This is a genomic window from Amycolatopsis sp. NPDC051061 (assembly GCF_040682935.1).
Classification (GTDB): domain Bacteria; phylum Actinomycetota; class Actinomycetes; order Mycobacteriales; family Pseudonocardiaceae; genus Amycolatopsis.
Window position 1 is genome coordinate 55,913 of the sequence record NZ_JBFBBZ010000008.1, and the last position, 20,077, is coordinate 75,989.

The 20,077-nt window shown below is 71.0% G+C and carries 9 protein-coding genes; 8 read left to right on the plus strand and 1 reads right to left on the minus strand.

The genetic code is table 11. The annotated features are described in order from the left end of the window. The first annotated feature begins 8 nt into the window (after positions 1–8). From AB0N03_RS12880 to AB0N03_RS12900, 5 genes are read left to right on the plus strand one after another with little or no spacing between them, the layout of a single operon-like run. Entirely contained in the window at positions 9–7,442 is a 7,434-nt protein-coding gene (locus AB0N03_RS12880) for an amino acid adenylation domain-containing protein (protein WP_364369789.1), read from the plus strand. After that, on the plus strand, positions 7,426–8,682 hold the full coding sequence (locus AB0N03_RS12885) for an MFS transporter (protein ID WP_364369792.1): 1,257 nt from the start codon (positions 7,426–7,428) through the stop codon (positions 8,680–8,682). Before AB0N03_RS12880 ends, AB0N03_RS12885 begins: the two co-directional genes overlap by 17 nt. After that, entirely contained in the window at positions 8,679–9,635 is a 957-nt protein-coding gene (locus tag AB0N03_RS12890; protein ID WP_364369795.1) for a pyridoxal-phosphate dependent enzyme, read from the plus strand. The genes AB0N03_RS12885 and AB0N03_RS12890 overlap by 4 nt, the downstream gene beginning before the upstream one ends. Position 9,636: 1 nt before the next feature. Beyond that, the gene (locus AB0N03_RS12895) at positions 9,637–15,801 is read left to right on the plus strand and encodes an amino acid adenylation domain-containing protein (protein WP_364369797.1); all 6,165 of its coding nucleotides are present in this window, start codon (positions 9,637–9,639) and stop codon (positions 15,799–15,801) included. Continuing rightward, positions 15,798–16,043 (plus strand): MbtH family NRPS accessory protein, encoded by a 246-nt coding sequence (locus AB0N03_RS12900; RefSeq protein ID WP_364369800.1) that lies wholly within the window; start codon positions 15,798–15,800, stop codon positions 16,041–16,043. The genes AB0N03_RS12895 and AB0N03_RS12900 overlap by 4 nt, the downstream gene beginning before the upstream one ends. On the opposite strand, the gene AB0N03_RS12905 is transcribed toward AB0N03_RS12900, so the two are convergent. Continuing rightward, a complete protein-coding gene (locus tag AB0N03_RS12905; RefSeq protein WP_364369803.1) occupies positions 15,957–16,634 on the minus strand; it encodes a hypothetical protein in 678 nt (225 codons plus the stop codon). The genes AB0N03_RS12900 and AB0N03_RS12905 overlap by 87 nt on opposite strands. A 238-nt stretch (positions 16,635–16,872) precedes the next feature. On the opposite strand from AB0N03_RS12905, the gene AB0N03_RS12910 reads away from it, so the two are divergent. Genes AB0N03_RS12910 through hppD form a run of 3 tightly spaced genes read left to right on the plus strand, consistent with a single transcriptional unit; the run spans position 16,873 to position 19,912 of the window. Continuing rightward, positions 16,873–18,627, plus strand: coding sequence for a non-ribosomal peptide synthetase (locus tag AB0N03_RS12910; RefSeq protein WP_364369806.1), 1,755 nt, complete (start codon positions 16,873–16,875; stop codon positions 18,625–18,627). A 17-nt stretch (positions 18,628–18,644) separates the two neighbouring features. Continuing rightward, positions 18,645–18,857 carry an MbtH family protein gene (locus tag AB0N03_RS12915; protein ID WP_364369809.1) on the plus strand — a complete coding sequence of 71 codons (213 nt, stop codon included), beginning with the start codon at positions 18,645–18,647 and terminating at the stop codon, positions 18,855–18,857. Then, positions 18,857–19,912: a 4-hydroxyphenylpyruvate dioxygenase gene (gene hppD / locus AB0N03_RS12920; RefSeq protein ID WP_364369812.1), complete on the plus strand. Its 1,056-nt coding sequence runs from the start codon at positions 18,857–18,859 to the stop codon at positions 19,910–19,912. Before AB0N03_RS12915 ends, hppD begins: the two co-directional genes overlap by 1 nt. Positions 19,913–20,077 lie beyond the last annotated feature (165 nt).

Here is a 20,077-nt window from a genome sequence, read left to right on the forward strand (position 1 = left end):
CCGCCGCCGTGCGCGCAGCCCTGCGCAAGGCCGCCGCCGGGACCGGCGCCTACCCCGACGAGCAGCGTCTCGTGCCATCCGCTGGCCAGGAACGGCTGTGGTTCCTCGACCAGCTCTCCCCTGGCAGCTCGGCCTACAACGTGCCGCTCGCGTTCCGGCTGAGCGGCCCGTTCGACGTCGCCGCAATGGGCCAGGCCCTCGCCGCGGTCGTCACGCGGCACGACTCACTCCGCTCGAACATCGTCGCCGCGGATGGCACGCCGGTGCTCACGATCACCCCGGACCACCGGGTCATCATCGCCGTCGACGACATCGGCAGCGACGCCGCCAGCGAGCAAGCCTGGCTCGGCAGGCACATCCGGGCGCCGTTCGACCTGGGCCGCGACCCGCTCGTGCGTGCCCGGCTCGCCAGGTTCGGCGCGGATCACCACCTGCTGCTGGTGGTGATCCACCACGCCGTGTGCGACGGATGGTCCCAGGACGTCCTGGTTCGCGAACTGTCCACTGCGTACGATCAACTTGTCCGAAATGGACAGATGAACCTGCCGCCGGCGCCGGCACAGTACCCGGACTTCGCCGCGTGGCAGCGGGAGCGGCTCGCCGAGCGCAGCGCGGCCGAGCTGGCTCACTGGCGCGAGCACCTCGCGGGTGCGCCGGAGTTGCTCGAGCTGCCGACCGACTTCCCGCGCCCGTCCGCCGCCACCCTGCGCGGAGACGACCTGCCGGTCACCGTGTCTCCGGAGACCTCGCGCAAGCTGCGTGCCCTCGCCCGGGCCGAGGGCACGACGCTGTTCCCGGTGCTGCTCGCCGCGTTCCAGACGCTGCTCGCCCGCTACACCGGCAGCCGCGACGTGGTCGCGGGCACGCCCATGGCGGGCCGGGTCCGAGGTGGCACCGAGGATGTGATCGGGTTCTTCGTCAACACGGTGCCCTTGCGGGTCGACGTCGGCGACGCGTCAGTACGGGAGCTGGTGACCCGCTGCCGGGAAGCGACGCTCACCGCCTACGAACACCAGGAACTGCCACTCGAACTGCTCGCCGACCGCGTGCGCGGCACCGGGCACGACACCCTCGTCCGCGCGCTCGTCCAGCTCGACGACGCACCACGCGTGCTCGCGGCGGGTGGCGCGGAGTGGACGCCGGTGGCGGTCACCAACGGCGCCGCCCGCTTCGACCTCGACTTCATGGCGGTCGACGGCGAGGAGCTGACCGGGCGGCTGCGCTACGCCCGTGACCTGTTCACCCGGGCGACCGCGGAGCGCATGGCGGGTCACCTCGGTCTGGTGCTCGCGGCGTTCGCCGAGGACCCCGACCAGCAGGCGCTGGATATTCCACTGTGGACGGACAAGGAGCGGGCGCTGGTCCGCGCCGCCAACGACACCTCGGTGCCGGCACCCGGCGCGTGCCTGCACGAGCTGGTCTCCGCGCAGGTGGCGAGAACTCCGGACCTGATCGCCGTCGCCGACGAGCACACCGAGCTGACCTTCCGCGAGCTCGACCGGCGGGCCAACCGGCTCGCTCACCGGTTGCGCGAGCTCGGTGCCGGACCGGACATCCTGGTCGGGGTCTGCCTCCCGCGATCGACAGAGCTCGTCGTGGCCCTGCTCGCGGTCCTCAAGGCAGGTGCGGGCTACCTGCCGCTCGAACCCGACCTCCCGCCGGTACGGCTCGGACGCATGGTCGCCGATGCGCGCCCGGTCGCGGTCGTGACCGAGGCCGAAGCGACCCGCGCACTGCGGAGCACCGACCTGCCCCCGGTCGTCCTCCTCGACCACGACGACCTCACGAACCTCCCGGACGGAGCACCCGGCACCGGCGTGACACCGGATGCCACCGCATACGTGATCTACACCTCCGGCTCGACCGGGTCGCCGAAGGGAGTCGCGATCCCGCACCGGGCCGTGGTCAACCACCACCTCTGGCTCGCCGGCGAGCTGGGCCTCGACCGCGCCGACGTCGTCCTGCAGAAGACACCGTTCGGGTTCGACGTCTCCGTCTGGGAGCTGTTCCTGCCGCTGATGACGGGAGCGCGCATGGTGCTGGCCCGTCCCGGAGGCCACCGCGACCCGCGCTACCTCGCCGAGCTGATCGACCACGCGGGCGTGACCGCGGCACACTTCGTGCCGTCGATGCTGCGGACCTTCGTCGACGCCACCGGAGTCCCCGCCGGTACGAGCCTGCGCGTGATCATCTGCAGCGGTGAGGCGCTACCCGGTGACCTGCGCGACCGGGTGCTCGCCGAGTTCGACGGCTCCCTGCTCAACCTGTACGGCCCGACCGAGACCACGATCCACAGTACCGGCGCCTGGGCGTCCACAATGGACCACGGCGCGGTCGCGTCGATCGGCCGTCCGATGTGGAACACCACGGCGCACGTGCTCGATCCCGACGGCAGGCAGGCGGGGTTCGGGCTGCCGGGCGAGCTGTACCACGGCGGGACCGCGGTCGGCCGGGGTTACCTGCACAAGCCGGGGCTGACCGCGGAGCGATTCGTGCCCGATCCCACCGTGCTCGGAGGCCGGCGCTACGCGACCGGCGACGTGGTCCGCTGGCGGCCAGACGGCACGCTCGAGTTCCTCGGCCGCACCGACCACCAGGTCAAGGTCAACGGGCAGCGGATCGAACCGGCCGAGATCGCGGCCGCCCTCGCCGCGCACCCGGCGGTGGGCGAGGTCGCGGTGCGCCCGGTCGCCGACCGGGCGGGCACCACCACACTCGCCGCGTACCTCACCGTCGCCGGTCCGACGCCCGGACCGGCGGAGCTGCGTGCCCACCTCCGAGAACACCTGCCGGCAGGCTGGGTGCCGCAGCACTTCGTCGTGCTGGACGCACTGCCGCGCACAGCCAACGGCAAGCTCGACCGGGACGCGCTCCCCGCACCCGAACCGGCACCGGCGAGCAGCACGCCCCTCCGGACCGATGGCGAGCGTGCGCTGGCCGGAATCTGGGCCGAGGTGCTCGGCAGGGCGGACATCGGCGCCGACGCCCGCTTCTTCGACCTCGGCGGCCACTCACTGCAGTTGATCCAGATGGTGGTGCGGCTCGAGCGCGCGACCGGGGTGCGGGTTCCGGTGCAGATCGCGTTCGAGGCGGCCACGCTCGCCGACCTCGCCCAGTACGTCGAGGCACAGGCCGGTGGCGAGAGCACGCCGCCGGTCCGAGTGTCGCGTCGAAGCGGCACCGACGCGCTGTCATACGGCCAGGAACGGCTGTGGTTCCTCGACCGGCTGGTGCCCGGCTCCCCGGCCTACAACGTGCAGCTGGTGCTCGCGCTGCCCGAACTACTGGACGTGCCCGCACTGCGGGCGGCACTCACCGAGGTCGTGCGCCGCCACGAGATCCTCCGCACCGTCTACGACGACACCGGCAGTGGCCCGGCCGGCCGGTTGCTGCCGGCCGAGCCGGTGCCACTTCCGGAGGTGGACCTGACGGCGCACGCGGACCAGGACGGCGCGGTCCGTGCCGCGGCCGACACCCAGGCGCGGCTCCCGTTCGATCTCGCCACCGGACCGTTGCTGCGGGCCGAGTTGCTGCTGCGGGCCGGTCGGCCGGTGCTGGTGCTGACGATGCACCACATCGTCACCGACGGCTGGTCGCTCGGGCTGCTCGTCGACGAGTTGGCCGGGCTGTACCACGGGCGCACGCTCGCCGAGCCCGCGCTCCAGTACGCCGACTACGCCGCGTGGCAGCGGGACTGGATGGCGGGCGAGCGGCTGGACCGCGAGCTCGACCACTGGCGGTCCGTGCTGGACGGGGCACCCGCGATCCTCGACCTGCCGGGCACCAGCGTCCGGCCACCCGTGCCGACCTACCGCGGCGGCATCCGGCGGTTCATGCTCGACGCCGGCCTCACCTCGGCGGTGCGTGCGGTGGCCATGGCGCACGGCGCGACGCCGTTCATGGTGCTGCTGACCGGGTTCACGCTGCTGCTCGCCCGGTTCGGCGGCAAGGACGACCTCGTGGTCGGCACGCCGGTGGCCGGGCGTGCGACCTCGGAACTGGAGGACGTGCCCGGCTTCTTCGTCAACACCGTCGCGCTGCGCGCCGATCTGTCCGGCGCCACGACCTTCGCGGACGCGCTGACGGTCGTGCTAGACGCGGCAGTCGCCGCCTACGAGCACCAGGACGTGCCGTTCGAGAAGGTCGTCGAGGCGGCGGCGCCGCACCGAGACCTCGCCCACCAGCCGTTCCACCAGGTCATGTTCGAGCTGGACGCGCCCCGCCCGGCCGGCGAGACGTGGGCCGAGGTGTTGCCGGTCGGCGTATCCAACGACACGGTCAAGAACGACCTGACCCTGGTCGCCACCGACTCGGGCGACCGGTTCGACTGCGGGCTTCGGTTCGCCACCGACGTGTTCGCCGGTGCGGAGGCGGACGTCCTTGTCGAGGGATGGCGCACCATCCTGGCCGCCATGGTCGCCGACCCGTCCGCACCGCACGCCGACGTGTCGCTGCTGACCGCGGCGGGACAGGCCCTGCTCGACCGCGCGGGCGACACCGCCACACCGGTCCCCGACACCGGAGTGGCCGCGTTGGTCGCCGCGCGGGCGGCGCTGCACCCGGACGCGGACGCGGTGGTGTGCGGGGACGAGGTCGTGACGTACCGGGATCTCGACCGCCGGGCCGCCCGGCTGGCGGGCCGGCTCACGGCATTGGGCGCCGGACCCGAACGGCTCATCGCGGTGCGGCTGCCGCGCGGCGTCGACCTCGTCGTCGCCCTCCTCGCCGTCTGGCGCACCGGAGCGGGCTTCGTCGCATTGGATCCGGAGCTGCCGCCGCGGCGGGCCGCGGACGTGCTCGCCGACGCACGGCCCGACCTCGAGCTCACCGAACTGCCCCCACTCGAGGACGGGCCCGAGCCGCCGCCGCGGCTCGTCCACCCGGACGGCCGCGCGTACGTCGTCTACACCTCCGGTACGACCGGCACCCCGAAGGGCATCTCCGGCACCCATCGCGGAGTCGCCAACTACCTGGCCGATCTGAGCCGGGCCGGTCTCGTCACCGCTGCCGACACGGTGACGGCGTTGACCACCGTGTCCTTCGACGCGTCGCTACGCGACCTGCTGCTCCCGCTCGCCGTCGGCGCACGCGTCGTCCTCGTGCCGGGCGGTGCGGCCGATCTCGACGCGGTTGCCGGCGCCATCGCCGAGACGACGGTCGTGCCCGCCGTCGTGCCGTCGCTGCTGCGCATGCTCACCACACGCGGGAGGCGGTGGCCGGATCTGCGGACCGTGCTGGTCTCCGGTGAGCCGCTGCACCCCGAGGACGTGGCCGCGGTGGCGGCCGTCGCGCCGAATGCGGCCGTCTACAACATGTACGGGCCCAGCGAAACGACCATGACCACCACCCGTCACCGCGTACGGCCCGGCGCGACCAACCGGATCCCGGTGGGCACGGCGATCGGCAACACTCGTGTCGAGGTGCTCGACGAACGGTTGCGCCCGGTGGGGATCGGCATGCCGGGCCGCGTCTTCATCGGTGGCGCGGGCCTCGCACGCGGCTACCACCGGCAGCCGGGGCGCACCGCCGAGCGGTTCGTTCCCCACCCCACCAGGGCCGGGGAACGGTTGTACGACACCGGTGACCGCGCCAGGTACCTGCCTGACGGGACTCTGCAGTACCTCGGGCGCACCGACCACCAGCTCAAGGTCAACGGGGTGCGCATCGACCCGAGCGAGATCGAGGCAGCGCTGTGCGCGCACCCCGCGATCGCCGAGGCCGCGGTGCACGCACCCGGCGGCAGGCTGGTGGCGTGCGTGGTGCCGGCGGGCACTTTGCCCACGCCCCAGCGCATCCGCGCCGATCTGGCCGACCGGCTGCCCACCACCCACCTCCCGGCCGGTTTCGTCCCGCTCGACCGGCTCCCGCGCACCACGACCGGGAAGATCCGCCGCGATGCGCTCCCCGGACCTGCGGCGGAGGCGGTGACCGACCAGCACCCGCGCGACGGTGTCGAGGAGCTGATAGCCCGCGTTTGGTGCGACGTCCTCGACGTGCCGGAAGTCGGGGTGCACCAGGACTTCTTCATCCTCGGCGGACACTCGCTGCTCGCCGCACGGACCGTCGCCGGGCTACGGGAGTCGCTGGGCGTAGTGCTGCCGGTGCGTGCGTTGTTCGAGAGCCCGACTGTCGCGGAGCTCGCGACGCGGGTCCGTGACGCGGAAGCCGACCCGCTGCCCGAGCTCGTGCCGGCTTCGGGCGAGCCGGTGCTGACCGCCGCGCAGCGTCGGTTGTGGTCCCTGGAACGGAGTTCCGGGCGGTATGCGTTCTACAACGTGCCGATTGTCCGGCGGCTGCGCGGCGAGCTCGACCACGACGCGCTGGAGACGGCCCTCTCTGGGCTCGTCGCACGGCACGACGCGCTGCGGACGGTCTTCCCCGCGCACGGCCCGCAGCTCCGGCCGCCCGAGCCGGTGCCGCTCGAGGTGGTCGACGTGGCTCCCGCCGACCTGGCAGGTGCGGTCGCGGCGCGGGCCGGGCAGCCGTTCGACCTGGCGGCCGGGCCATTGCTGCGTGCGACGCTGCTGCGGCAGGGCCCGCGGGATCACGTCCTGTGCGTGGTCATCCATCACCTCGTCGCCGACGGGTGGTCGGTCGGCCTGGTTCTCCGCGACCTCACCGCGCTGTACCAGTCCACTGTGGAGCTTCCGTCGGTCGCGCGGTACGCGGACTTCGCCGCGTGGCAGCGGGCCTATCTCACCCACGAGTTCGTCGCGGCCGAATTCGACCACTGGCGTCGCGAACTCGCCGGGGCCGGCGCGCTGTTCGAGCTACCACCGGACTACCCGCGGCTCACCGGGCCCGACCGGCCGACCCGTGGCAGGGTGACCCGCACCCTCACGGCTGGGCAGAGCGCCCGGGTCCATGAGCTGTGCCGCCAGCTGCGGGCGACACCGTTCATGGTGCTCATGGCGGCGTTCCAGGCCGCGCTCGGCACACGGTTCGGCCGGGACGACTTCACGGTCGCGGTGCCCATGGCCAATCGCGACCGCCCGGAGCTCGACGCGATGGTGGGGTACGTCGCGAACATGGTGGTGCTGCGGGCCGATCTGACCGGCCGGCCGGACTTCGCCACGCTGGTCGACCGCACGCGGGGCCGGGTGCTCGACGCCCATTCCCACCGCCACCTGCCGTTGGAACTCCTGCTCGACGAGTTGGCGCCCGACCAGGCCGCGAGCCACGCGCCGCTCGCGCAGGCGCTGTTCAACATGCAGGACTTCCCGCACCGCGCCGTCGAGGTTGCCGGACTGGAGATCGAGCACACCGGCCTGAACGAGGTCTGGGCCCGCTACCCGATCACGCTGTTCGCGCACGACCGGCCGGGAGGTGTGTTCCTCGACCTGATCTACGACCAGGAGCTGTTCGACCCGGGCCGGGCTGGGTCGCTCCTGGACACGATGGTGACAGCGACCGAGGCGGAGGGCGATGACCTTGCTGCGTAACGGCCCGTTCGTGCGCCTGTGGACGGGGCAGACGATCTCCGAGCTCGGCTATCACCTCTCGCTGGTGGCGTTGCCACTGGTCGCGGTGATCCAGCTCGACGCGACGGCCACCGAGATGGGGCTGTTCGTCGGCGTCGGCATGGCACCCATGGCGTTCGCATGGCCGTTCTTCGGAGTGCTCGCCGACCGGGTCGACCGCCGCCGGATGCTGGTCGCGACCTACACCGGCCGCGCGGTGCTGCTCGGTTCGCTGCCGGTCGCGGCGCTACTCGGCCTGTTCTCCATGCCGTGGCTGATAGTCGTGTACTTCCTGGTCAGCACGCTGCACGTGGCGTTCAGTGTGGTGTCGCCCTCGCTGCTGCCCGCGCTGGTGAGCGGGCGCGAGCTGGTGGACGCCAACAGCAAGCTGGAACTCACCCGTTCCGCCGCGATGATCGTCGGTCCGTCGATCGCCGGGTTCCTGGTGGAGTTGCTCGGCGCCGCCAACACCGTCGCCATCGACGCGGTCTGCTACCTGGCGGCAGCCGGGTTGATCGTCACCCTCACCGTGCCGAAGCGGGCGGGGGCGGCGGAAACGACCGCGGCGCCCCCGGCGGCCTCGGTCTGGCGGGACATCCGCGAAGGCCTCTCGACCGTGTTCGGCGACCGGCTGCTGCGCCCGATGGCGATCTCGTCCGGGATCATGAACGCCTTCTTCTACATCCGCACCCCGATCCTCGCCCTGTTCGTGCTGGAGGACCTCGGTTTCTCGGCCGGGAGTCTCGGGCTGATCCTGGCCGCGGCCGGGCCGGGCGCGCTGGTCGGCTCGTTCGTCGTGCGCAGGGTCAACGACCGAGTCAGCCTCGGCACCACGGTGACCTGGGCGGCGTTCATCGCGGGCGGGCCGGTGCTGATCGTCCCACTGGTGCCGGACAACAGCTTGTGGAGCCTGGGGTTGCTGATCCTGTCGACCTTCACGGTGAGCGCGGGGGTGCAGACCTACAGCATCAGCCTGGTCAGCGCGCGGCAGATCATGACACCCGACCACCTGCTGGGGCGGGTGAACGCGACGTTCCGCTGGGTCGCCTGGGCGGCCACCCCGGTCACCGCGGTGGTGAGCGGGCTGCTCGCGGAGCTCTTCGGGCTGCGTGGGGCGATCGCGGTCGCGGGCGCCGGACTCCTGCTCCCCGCCCTGTTCCTGGCGTTCTCACCAGTTCGCGGCACCCGGATCGTCCCAGGCCTGGCGGGACAGCCGTCATGACGCTCGCCCACGACGACATGATGCCGCCGGCGGAGTACCTGGGCGCCCACCGCACGGCCATCGAGGAGGCGGCCCGGCGGGTGCGGTCCCGCATCCGGCACACGCCGCTGCGCGCGCTGCCCTGCGGGACCTGGCTCAAGCTCGAGTCGATGCAGGTGTCGGGGTCGTTCAAGATGCGCGGTGCGTACAACGCCCTGCTGCGGCTGCCCGGTCACCCCGCGGGTGTGGTCGCCGCCAGCTCTGGCAATCACGCCAAGGCGGTGGCCACCGCCGGGCGGGCGCTGGGCATCGCGGTGACGGTGGTGGCACCGGAGAACGTGCTGCCCACGAAGCTCGCTGCCGTCCGCGACCTCGGCGCCGAGGTGATCACCCACGGCGTCACCTTCGGCAACCGCGACGGGCTGGCCCGCGCGATCGCCGCCGAACGCGGCTGGCCGTTCGTGCACTCCTCCGACGACTGGGACGTCATCCATGGTCAGGCCACAGTCGCCGAGGAGATCATGGCCGCGGTCCGGGATCTCGCGACCGTCGTGGTGCCGGTCGGCGGTGGCGGCCTGCTCGGCGGTACCGCTCTCGCGGTCAAATCCCGCGCCCCGCACGTCGCGGTCATCGGGGTGGAGCCGGAACGGGCCGCGGACGCCGCGGCCAGCCTGCGCACCGGCAGGCTGCACCGGCTCCACGGCGAGGCCGACACCATCGCCGACGGGGCCCGGGTGGCGAACCTCGGCGAACGGCCTTTCGAGGTCATTGTCGGCAGGGGGCTGGTCGACGACATCGTCACCGTCTCCGAGGACAGCATCCGCACCGCGTGGCACGCCATGGCAGACGTGCCGGCCGAACCGACCGCGGCGCTGCCGCTCGCCGCGCTGCTCGACAGAGCGGTTCCCGCCGGCACCGGCACGGTGCTGGTCATCAGCGGCGGCAACGTCAAACGCCCCGCATCGGAGACGTGAGATGGACCTTCGCCCGACCCCGGATCTCATCGAGGAGCAGTGCCACCGCGCCCCGGACGCGACGGCGGTGACGTTCGAAGGCACCCACCTCACCTTTGCCGAGCTCGATGACCGGGCCGCGCGGTTCGCGGCCCGGCTGCGCGAGCTCGGCGTCGGCGCGGAAACGGTGGTCGGCGTGTGCCTGCCGCGCGGCATCGACCTGATCGTCACGCTCGTCGCGATCTGGCAGGCGGGTGGGGCGTACGTGCCGCTCGACCCGGACTACCCGCGGGAGCGGCTGCGGTACATGGTCGCCGACGCCATCCCGGCGGTGCTGATCACCGACACCACCGACCGGGCGGGAGCGCTGCTCGACGACAACGAGCACCGGCCCGAGTTGGTGTGCCTCGACCGGGACCGCGGCACGGTCCTGGCCGGGGCCCGGATCGACCTACGCGTCCGTACCGCGCCGGACAACCTCGCTTACGTCATCTACACGTCGGGCTCGACCGGGCGGCCGAAGGGCACGATGCTCGACCACCGGTCGGTGGCCAACTACCTTGCGTGGACCAGGGATCTGCTGCCGGTCGGCGCCGGCGATGCCGTGCTGCTGCGCACCGCGATCAGCTTCGACCCGTCCGTGTGGGAACTGTTCCTCCCGTTGACCACCGGCGCCCGGCTCGTCGTGCCGAAGCAGGACGGGCACCGCGAGCCCGACTACCTGTCCGCGTTGATCGCCAGGGAACGAGTCACGGTCGCGCAGTTCGTGCCGTCGCTGCTGCACCTGTTCCTCGACGAGGCCGACCCGGCCTCGTGCGCGAGCCTGCGCTGGCTGGTGGCGGGCGGCGAGGCGCTGCCCGCCGCCCTGGCCGACCGGGTGGCGGCGGCGCTCGACGTCGAGTTCTACAACTTCTACGGGCCGACCGAGACCACGATCTCCTCGACGTTCGCCCGGTGCCGGGGCGGCGAGTCACTCGTGCCGATCGGGGTCGCTGTGCCCGGCAACACGCTGCACGTGCTCGACGAGCACCTGCGCCCGGTCCCGCCCGGCACACCGGGTGAGCTGCACATCGGGGGCGTCGCGGTGTGCCGGGGCTACTTCCGCAGACCTGGCCTGACCGCAGACCGGTTCGTGCCCGATCCGACCGTGCCCGGCGGACGCCTGTACCGGACCGGTGACCTGGTCCGCGAGCGTCCGGACGGGCAGCTCGACTACCTCGGGAGGCTGGACAACCAGATCAAGGTCAACGGAGTCCGGGTCGAGGCGGGCGAGATCGAGGCGGTGCTCACCGGCCACCCGGGGGTCGCGGCCGCCGTGGTCCACCAGCGCGACGGACGGCTCGTCGCCTACGTGGTGACCCGTCCCGGCACGCCGGGGCCGGGCGCGCGGGAGCTGCGCGAGCACCTCGCGGACTCGCTGCCCGCCATGGTCGTGCCGCGGTACTACGTGACGTTGTCGCGTTTTCCGCTCAACCCCGCGGGAAAGGTCGACCGAGCCGCGCTCCCCGCGCCCGGCCCGGAGCGGGCCGAGGACCACGTCGCGCCGTCGAACGACCTCGAACGGCGGCTCGCCGGGATCTGGTCGGCGGTACTGGGTGCCGACGGGGTCGGCGTGACCGACCACTTCCTCGACGTCGGCGGGCACTCGCTCGCGGGGATCCGGATCGTCACCAGGATCGCGCGGCAGCTGGGCGTCCGGCTCACGCTCGCCGACCTGTTGCGTGCCGGCACGGTCGCGGGTCTCGCCGACCTGATCTCCACCCGGGGGCGGGACGCGGCGGACGAACCGCGGCCGCTGCCGCGTGACGGACGGCCGCTGCCGCTGTCGTTCGCGCAGGAGCAGCTGTGGTTCGTCGAGCAGGTGGGAGACCAGGCAGGCACCTACAACCTGGCGCTGGCCCTGCACCTGTCCGGGCCCCTCGATGTCGACGTGCTGCGCGAGGCGGTCACCGGGTTGCTCGCCCGCCACGAGACGCTGCGAACGACCTTCCACGCCGAGAACGGTGTGCCGTACGCCCAGGTGCACCCGCCCGGGGCGGCGAGGATGGCGGTCGAGGATGTCGCACCGGACGAGGTGGCCGCCGCGCTGGCCGAGGAGACCGCGCGGCCGTTCGACCTGGCGACGTATCCGCTGGTGCGGGCACGGGTCTTGCGGGTCGGCGCGGACGAGCACGTTCTGGTCGTCGTGGTGCACCACATCGTCGCCGACGGGATGTCGTTGGACGTGCTCGCTCGCGACCTCGGCTCGATCTACGCGGGTGCGGAACTGCCCGTGCCCGCCATGCAGTACGCCGACTTCGCCGCCTGGCAACGAGAGCGGCTCACCGGCGCTCGCCTCGACGCCGGGCTCTCGTACTGGAAGTCCACTTTGGATGGTGCGGAGCTCGTGCTCGACCTGCCGAGTGACCTGGTGCGCCCGGCGGTGCAGGACTTCCGCGGCGGCCGGGTCTCGTTCACCGTCGACGGCATCTTGTGTGCCCGGCTGCGCAAGCTCGCCAGGGCCGGGCAGGCCACGCTGTTCATGGTGCTGCTGGCCGGCTACCAGGCACTGCTCGCCCGGTACACCGGCCGGGACGACGTGCTGGTCGGTTCCCCCGTCTCCGGGCGGGACCACGTCGACCTCGAGCCGCTGGCCGGGCTGTTCGTCAACACGGTCGTGTTTCGTACCTCGGTGTCCGGCAACCCGAGTTTCCGGCAGCTGCTCGATCGGGTGGCCGCGACCGCGCTCGGCGCCTACGCGCACCAGGACGTGCCGTTCGAGCGTCTCGTCGAGGCGCTGGCACCGGACCGCGACCTCACCCGGCATCCCATCGTGCAGGCGCAGTTCGTCGTGGAGAGCGATCCAGCGGCCGGCTTCGCCGTGCCCGACCTTGCCGCGCGCTCGGTGCCGGTCCCGGTGGGCGGGGTCAAGTGTGACTTGCGGCTCGCGGTGACCGAGCACGCCGGCGGCCTGGCCGGGACGCTCGAGTTCGACAGAGACGTCGTCGACCAGGCCTGGGCGGAGACGTTCGTGGCGCACTGGCTGCGGCTGCTCGACCTCGTCGCCGCCGAACCGGACCGCCCGGTAACGCGCGTGCCGCTCACCCCGGCACCGGTCCCGCGACGGGTCACCCCCGCGGTGGCCGACCCGTGGGAGCCGGTGGCCCGGCAGATCGCTGCCCGGCCGGACCGGGTCGCGGTGCGTGCCGCCGGGACCGACGTCACGTACGCCGAGCTCGGCGCCCGCGTCGACCGCCTCGCCACCCGGCTCGTGGCGGCCGGTGCGGGACCGGAGACGCTCGTCGCCGTCCACCTCGGCCGGGACGCGGAGCTGGTCGTCGCCCTGATGGCGGTGTGGCGGGCCGGAGCGGGGTTCGTGCCGCTCGACCCGGAGCACCCGCCTGCTCGGCTGGCCGGAATCCTCGACGACACCCGCCCCGGCGTGTTGCTGACGAAGAAACCTCTGCCGGGGTTCGCGGGCCCGGTGGTCCAGGCGGGCGACATGCCGGTCGACCGGATCGCGGAGTTCCCCCGGGCCGAGCCGGACAGCCTGGCCTACGTCGTGCACACCTCCGGCTCGACCGGGGCGGCCAAGGGGATCGCGGGCACGCGCCGCGGCGTGGCGAACTATCTCGCGGATATGCGGCGGCGCGAGTACGCGGGCCCTGGTGACACCGTGGCGGCGATGACGACCGTCTCGTTCGACGCGAGCCTGCGCGACCTCGTGTTCCCGCTGACGGTCGGCGCGCGGATCGCGCTGCTGACCGACGGGGTGGCCGATCTGGACACGGCCGTCGACGTGCTCGCAGCCGAACCGGTAAGCGTGGTCGCGTCCGTCGTCCCGTCGGTCCTGCGGGTGCTCACCGGCCACCTCGTCCGGCGCAGGGTCACGCTGCCGGCGCTGCGCACCGTCCTGGTCAGCGGCGAGCCGCTGCACGCGGGTGACGTACTCGACCTCACCGTGGTCGCGCCCTCGGCGCGCGTGGTCAACATGTACGGCCCCAGCGAGACGACGATGACGACCACTGCACACGAGGTCCGGGCGCCCGCGGTGCACCGCCACGTGCCCGTCGGCCAGCCGATCGACGGCACGTGGGTCGAGTTGCTCGACGACGAGATGATCCCGGTGGGCACGGGCCTGCCCGGCCACGTCTACGTCGGTGGCGCCGGCCTGGCCCGCGGCTACCACGGCAACCCGACGCTGACCGCGGACCGGTTCGTGCCCCACCCGACGCTGCCGGGGCAACGCCTCTACCGCACCGGCGACCGGGCCAGGCACCTGCCCGACGGCAACCTGCAGTACCTCGGGCGGTCCGACGACCAGCTCAAGGTCAACGGCGTCCGCTTCGACCCGGCTGACGTGGAGGCGGCGCTGCGGGCGCACCCGACCGTCGGCCGGGCGGCCGTCGCGGTGCACGGGGTGCTGGTGGCGTACGTGGTCGCGGACCCCGCCGTGGCGGCGGTCGCGGAACCGGTCGTGCTGCGCGCGTTCCTCGCCGAGTCGCTGCCGCACGCGCTCGTGCCGTCGGCATACGTGCCGCTGACCGAGCTGCCCACGACACCGACGGGGAAGCTCGCCCGGCGCGCGCTGCCGGCCCCACCGGAGCCCGCGATGGCAGGCGGGCGGGCGCCGGAAACGGAGGCGGAACGGGTCCTGGCGGCCGTCTGGGCGCAGGTGCTCGACGTGCCGGCACCGGCGGCGGACGCCAACTACTTCGCGCTCGGCGGCGACTCGATCCGCGCCATCCAGATCGTCGCGCGGGCGGTGAGCGCCGGGCTGCACCTGACCCCGCGGCAGTTCTTCGCCCACCAGACGATCGCCGAGCTCGCCGCGGTCGCCACACCGGTCGAGGCACCGGTCGCCACACCGGTCGAGGCACCGGTCGCCACACCGCCGGAGTGGGCCGCCCGGCGTGCGGCGATACTGCGCCGCGACCCGGCCGCAGCGGACGCGTACCCGCTGGCACCGACCCAGGAAGGCATGCTCTTCCACGTACTCGCCGAACCGGGCAGCGGTCTGTACGTCAGCCAGACGGTGTGGCCGCAGGAGGGTCTCGACCCGGACACGTGCACCGCGGCGTGGGCGGAGCTGGCGCGCCGCCACCCGGTGCTGCGCACCCGTTTCCTGCTCGACGACCGGCAAGAACCGTGGCAGGTGGTGGACCGGCACGCCACATCGGCCGCCGACGTCGTCCTCGGCACCGCCTGGCCGCCGGACACCCACCGCAAACGGCTCGAGGAGCTGTTGATGACCGACCGCATCCGGGGCTTCGACCTGTTCGAGGCGCCGCTGGTCCGGCTGACCATGGTCGACCTCGCAGACGGGGACTGGGTGGTCGCGTTGACCAGCCATCACCTCATGCTGGACGGCTGGAGCCTCGTCGCGCTGGTCGACGAGTACCTCACCGTGTACGACGCGCTCCGCGCCGGCGCACCGCCACCGCACGACCCGGCGCCGTCCTGGTCGGCGCACATCGCGTGGCTCCGTGCGCAGGACCACGAGCGGGCCCGCCCGTTCTGGCAGCGGTACCTGGCGGGCTTCCGCGAGCCGACCCCACTGCCGTCGCACGCGTCCGGCGGGTCGGGGCACGCGCAGTGCGAGCGCCTGCTCGACCTCGGTGACCGGCTGACCGGGTTCACGAGGACACACCGGGTCACCGCGAACACGGTGCTGCAGGCGGCGTGGGGTCTGGTGTTGTCCCGGTACGCGGGCACCCCGGATGTCGTCTTCGGCGTGACGCGCAGCGGCCGGTCAACGGAACCGGACAACACCCGCATGCTCGGGATGTTCATCAACACGCTGCCGGTGCGGGTCACCATCCCGGCGGACGGGGACCTGGTGACGTGGCTGCAAGACAACCAGCGCCACCAGGCGGAGCTGCCGTCGGACCACACACCGCTGGTGCGGGTGCACGGCTGGAGCGAGGTGCCGGGCAATGTGCCGCTGTTCGAGACCATCCTGGTGGTCGAGAACTATCCGGTGCGCGAGTCGGTCCGCGAACGACTCGCGCCGGCGGGCGCCACCGCGGTATCCGCGAAGACGTGGACGAACTACCCGTTCACCCTGGTGGTCACACCGGGCGACCGGATGCGCCTCGAAGCCGTGTTCGACCGAGGGCGGTACGACGACCGCTTCGTGGCGCACGTGCTCGCCAACTTCGAAGCCGTGCTGGACAACATCATCACCGACACCGAGGAGCCGCAGTGACGTACCGGGTGGTCGTCAACGACGAGGAGCAGTACTCGATCTGGCCGGCGGACCGCGAAGGCCCGCCCGGCTGGACCGCGACCGGGTTCACCGGCACGAAGGAGGAGTGCCTGTCCCACATCGACGAGGTATGGACCGACATGCGCCCGGCAAGCCTACGTCGCGCCATGTCTGCTTCGGACGGACCGGTCACGGGACAACGTGTCTCGAAGCACCCGGGCCAGCTGGACAGCTGGGTGTAGTCGCGGATTCAGCCAATGCTCGGGGCGCAGGAGGATGCGGACGTGTCCCTCCAGGAACGCCTCCTGCCCGCAGGAGGCGAACACCCGGTGCACCGCCTTGCCGGAGAACGACAACCGGAAGGTGAACAGACAACAGCAGGTGGACCGGCCGGCCAGCCGCACCCAGGCCTCGCCGAAGTCGACCTCGGCGTCCGCGCCCGGCCGATGAGTCTGCGGGATGAACACCTCGGCCGGCTCCCGGCCCGCCTCGCGCCGGACCTCGGCGCGGCGCCAGCCCACGTAGTCCGACACCGTCGCATACGAGATGCCTTCCATCTCGTGCTCAGCGACCAGCCGATCGAAGATCCGCCTCGCGGTATGCCGCTGCTTGCGAGGAGCGTCCAGATCCGCACGCAACATCGCGTCAACCGCCGGCTTGAACGGATCCAGCCGAGACCGACGCGGCGGCTGCTTCTTCCGCGGCTTCGGAAACGCCGAGGTCAACGCTTCGCGCACCGTCCGGCGATGCACCTCATACTTGCGCGCCAGAGCCCGAACCGACAAGCCCTCGATCCTCGAGTCCCGCCGGATCGCCGCGAACAACTCGACCATGCTCCGTTGCACGCTGCGCCTCCACGGTCAACAGCGACGGCATCCTCCTCCGATGACCTTGGTGGGGCCAGAACTCACCCTTCAAACCACGCTGGGTGTGTTGGCCTGGTCGCAATATCGAAGACGCAGCCTTCGTTGGCGGCTGGAAGACTCAGAGGGTAGGGCAGGCCGGAGCGGCATGGACTTGTGCAGACCGGCAGTCCTGCCGCGCCGGAAATATTCCGATGGGAGCTTCGATATGGCCTCTACACTGGCAGAGACCTTTCTGAATCAGGTTCGCCGGCGGCCCGAAGCGGTTGCCGTGCGGTCAGCCGACGGGTTTCTGACCTTCGATGACCTGAACCGCCGGGCCAATCGCTTAGCCAACCTTCTGATCGAGCGTGGAGTGGAAGCAGAGCAGCCCGTAGCGGTGTGTTCCGGCCGGTCCTTCGACCTGGTCGTTGCGACACTCGCGGTGATCAAGGCGGGCGCCACGTATGTGCCCCTGGCCACAACGATGCCGACGGAGCGACTGCGGTCCATCAGCGACCAACTCAAGGTGCGGATGGTAATCACCGACGGTTCGACGCCCGCGGCCACGCTGTCCAGCTTCGGCGAGGTGATCACGGCCAGTGACGCTGAACAAACTCAAGAGTCCGAACCGGCGGTTTCGGTAGCTGAGGACCAGCTTGCCTACGTTCTCTTCACTTCAGGATCGGGTGGCGCGCCTAAAGGTGTCGGAGTTTCTCACCGCAGTGTGATCGGGCTCATCGAAGACCAGACCTGGAACGATTCGGTGTTCAGTCGGATTCTCATGATCGCGCCGTATGCGTTCGGAATGTCAACGTTTGAATTGTGGGCACCGTTATTGCGCGGTGGACAAATTGTCCTGGCACACCCGGGCGAGTTCGACATCGATGCGCTGCGCGACGATCTTAAGCGGGGCGACGCGACCGCAGTTCACTTGACATCGGGGCTCTTCAGGCTCGTTGCCGAGGAGGATCCTGCCTGTCTTTCATCCGTGCGTGAAGTCATGACCGGTGGTGACGTCGTCTCGCCAGAGGCGGTGCGTCGGATCCTTTCCGCAAATCCGGATATCCGGGTCAGAGTGATGTACGGACAGACTGAGACCACTCTGTTCGCCACCCAGTTGCCGTTGACGCAGCTCGCGCAGGTCGGTGCTTTCGTCCCGCTCGGTCAGGCTCTCGATGACAAGCGACTTGACGTGCTCGATGAGAGCTTGAACCGAGTAGCCGAAGGTGGGGTCGGCGAACTGTACGTTGCGGGCGGCTGCCTGGCGCGGGGGTATGTCGGCCGCCCTGATCTCACTGCGGAGCGGTTCGTTGCGGACCCGTTCGGCGCTCCGGGCGAGCGGATGTTTCGTACCGGTGATCTGGTCCGGCAGACCGCCGGCGGCTCGCTCGAGTTCGTCGGGCGGGCTGACCAGCAGATCAAGATCCGTGGCTTCCGGGTCGAGCTGGGAGAGGTCGAGGCCGCACTTCGAACGCATCCGGCCGTGGCGGATGCGGTGGTCGTCGGCACCTCGAGCGACGAGGATCAGCGGTTGGCCGCCTACGTCGTCCCCAGTGCGGGCGGCGTCGACTTCGGCGGGCTGCGCACCCACCTGGCCAGGGCTCTGCCCGATTACATGGTGCCCGCCGCGTTCACCGCCATCGACGCGATCCCGGTGACCGTCAACGGGAAGGTGGATCGGGATACTCTGCCGGAGCCGGAGTTCGACCGGGCCAAGCAACATCGTGCGCCGCTCAGCCCACGTCAGGAAACGCTGTGCGCGATCTTCGGCAAGACCTTGAATGTCGACCAAGTCGGCCTCGACGACAGCTTCTTCGATCTGGGCGGTCAATCGCTCCAGGCGGCGCGACTCGTGTTGCGCATCGAGGCTGAGCTGGGCGTGAAGCTCAGCGTAGTGGAGATATTCGATATCCCCACCGTCGCGCTCATTGACCAGCACATCACCGCGATTGACGGCGACCAGGTCGCCAGGGTGAGCTAACAGGAAGGACTCCGGATATGTCGAATCCGTTCGACCGCGAGGACGGCCAGTTCACCGTGCTGGTCAACGAAGCCGGTCAACACTCCCTCTGGCCCGAGTTCGTGGTGGCGCCCGCGGGCTGGCGGGTGGCCCTCGCTGCGACAGATCGCACGTCCTGTCTGCGTTACGTCGCGACGAACTGGACCGACCTCCGCCCTCGTGGTGCTGGCCGCAACCAGGGTGCGGCGTGATGGCACTCGAGCAGAACTCTGTCTACACGGGCATGAGGGTCGACCACGTTCGGTTCTTCGTCCAGGATTCCGCATCAGCGGCGGACCTGTGGACCCGAGGCTATGCCTTGTCGGAGTTCCAGCGAATCGAAGACGGCCGAAGCCGCACCGTCGGAGTTGGGCGCGGTGACATCCGGTTGCTGCTCACCGAGCCGCGTGTACCTGACCATCAGGCTGCTATCTACCTCTCCCGACACGGAGACGGAGTCGCCGACATCGGGCTCGGCGTGGCCGACGCTCGGACTGCGTTCCACGAGGCGGTAAGTCGCGGCGCTGTACCGCTACACGGGCCAACCGAAGATGACGGGGTAGTGACGGCGCGCATCTTGGCCTTTGCGGATGTCGCCCATACCTTCGTGCAGCGCGCCGCGAGCGGACCGCTTCCCCTGGTCGGTTCGCCTTCCGCGCGTGACATCGGCGATGCTGCTATCGACCATTTCGCTGTCTGCCTGCCCGGCGGGCAGCTCGATTCGACCGTGGCGTTCTACGAAGAGGTACTCGACTTCCGCGTCGTGTACCAGGAGAAGATAGTCGTTGGTAGACAATCTATGAATTCCAAGGTTGTGCAAAGTACCTCCGGCGCCGTCACCTTCACTCTGATCGAGCCGGACTTGGTCAAGTCGCCAGGCCAGATAGACGCCTTCCTGCGCGACCACGCCGGTGCGGGGATCCAGCATGTGGCGCTCCGGGTGCCGGACATTGTGCGGGCGGTCGACCAGGTCCAGGCGGCTGGTGTTCAGTTCCTTTCAACGCCCGGACGGTACTACGACCGCTTGGATGAGCGGATTGACCTGGAAAGGCATTCGATAGAAGATCTGCGCGTACGTGGCATTCTGGCTGATGAGGACCATGACGGGCAGCTGTTCCAGATCTTCGCCAAGCCGGTCGGCCCGCGCAATACCTTCTTCGTCGAGCTGATCGAACGCCTTGGCGCGACAACCTTCGGGAGCGGAAACATCAAGGCGCTCTATGAGGCGGTCATGCAAAACCACGATGCAATCGAGGGCGCAGCATGAGCGATGACACGTTTCCGCTTTCGCACACTCAGTCGCTGGTCGTGGTTGACCCGACAACGCGATCAGCAGCGCCGCGCCACCGGCATTGAGGTCGACCGCCCAGGTCGGCCCAAAGCTCGGGCACGGTCACTTCCGCATTCGGCTGGGTCATGGTCCCAGCAGACG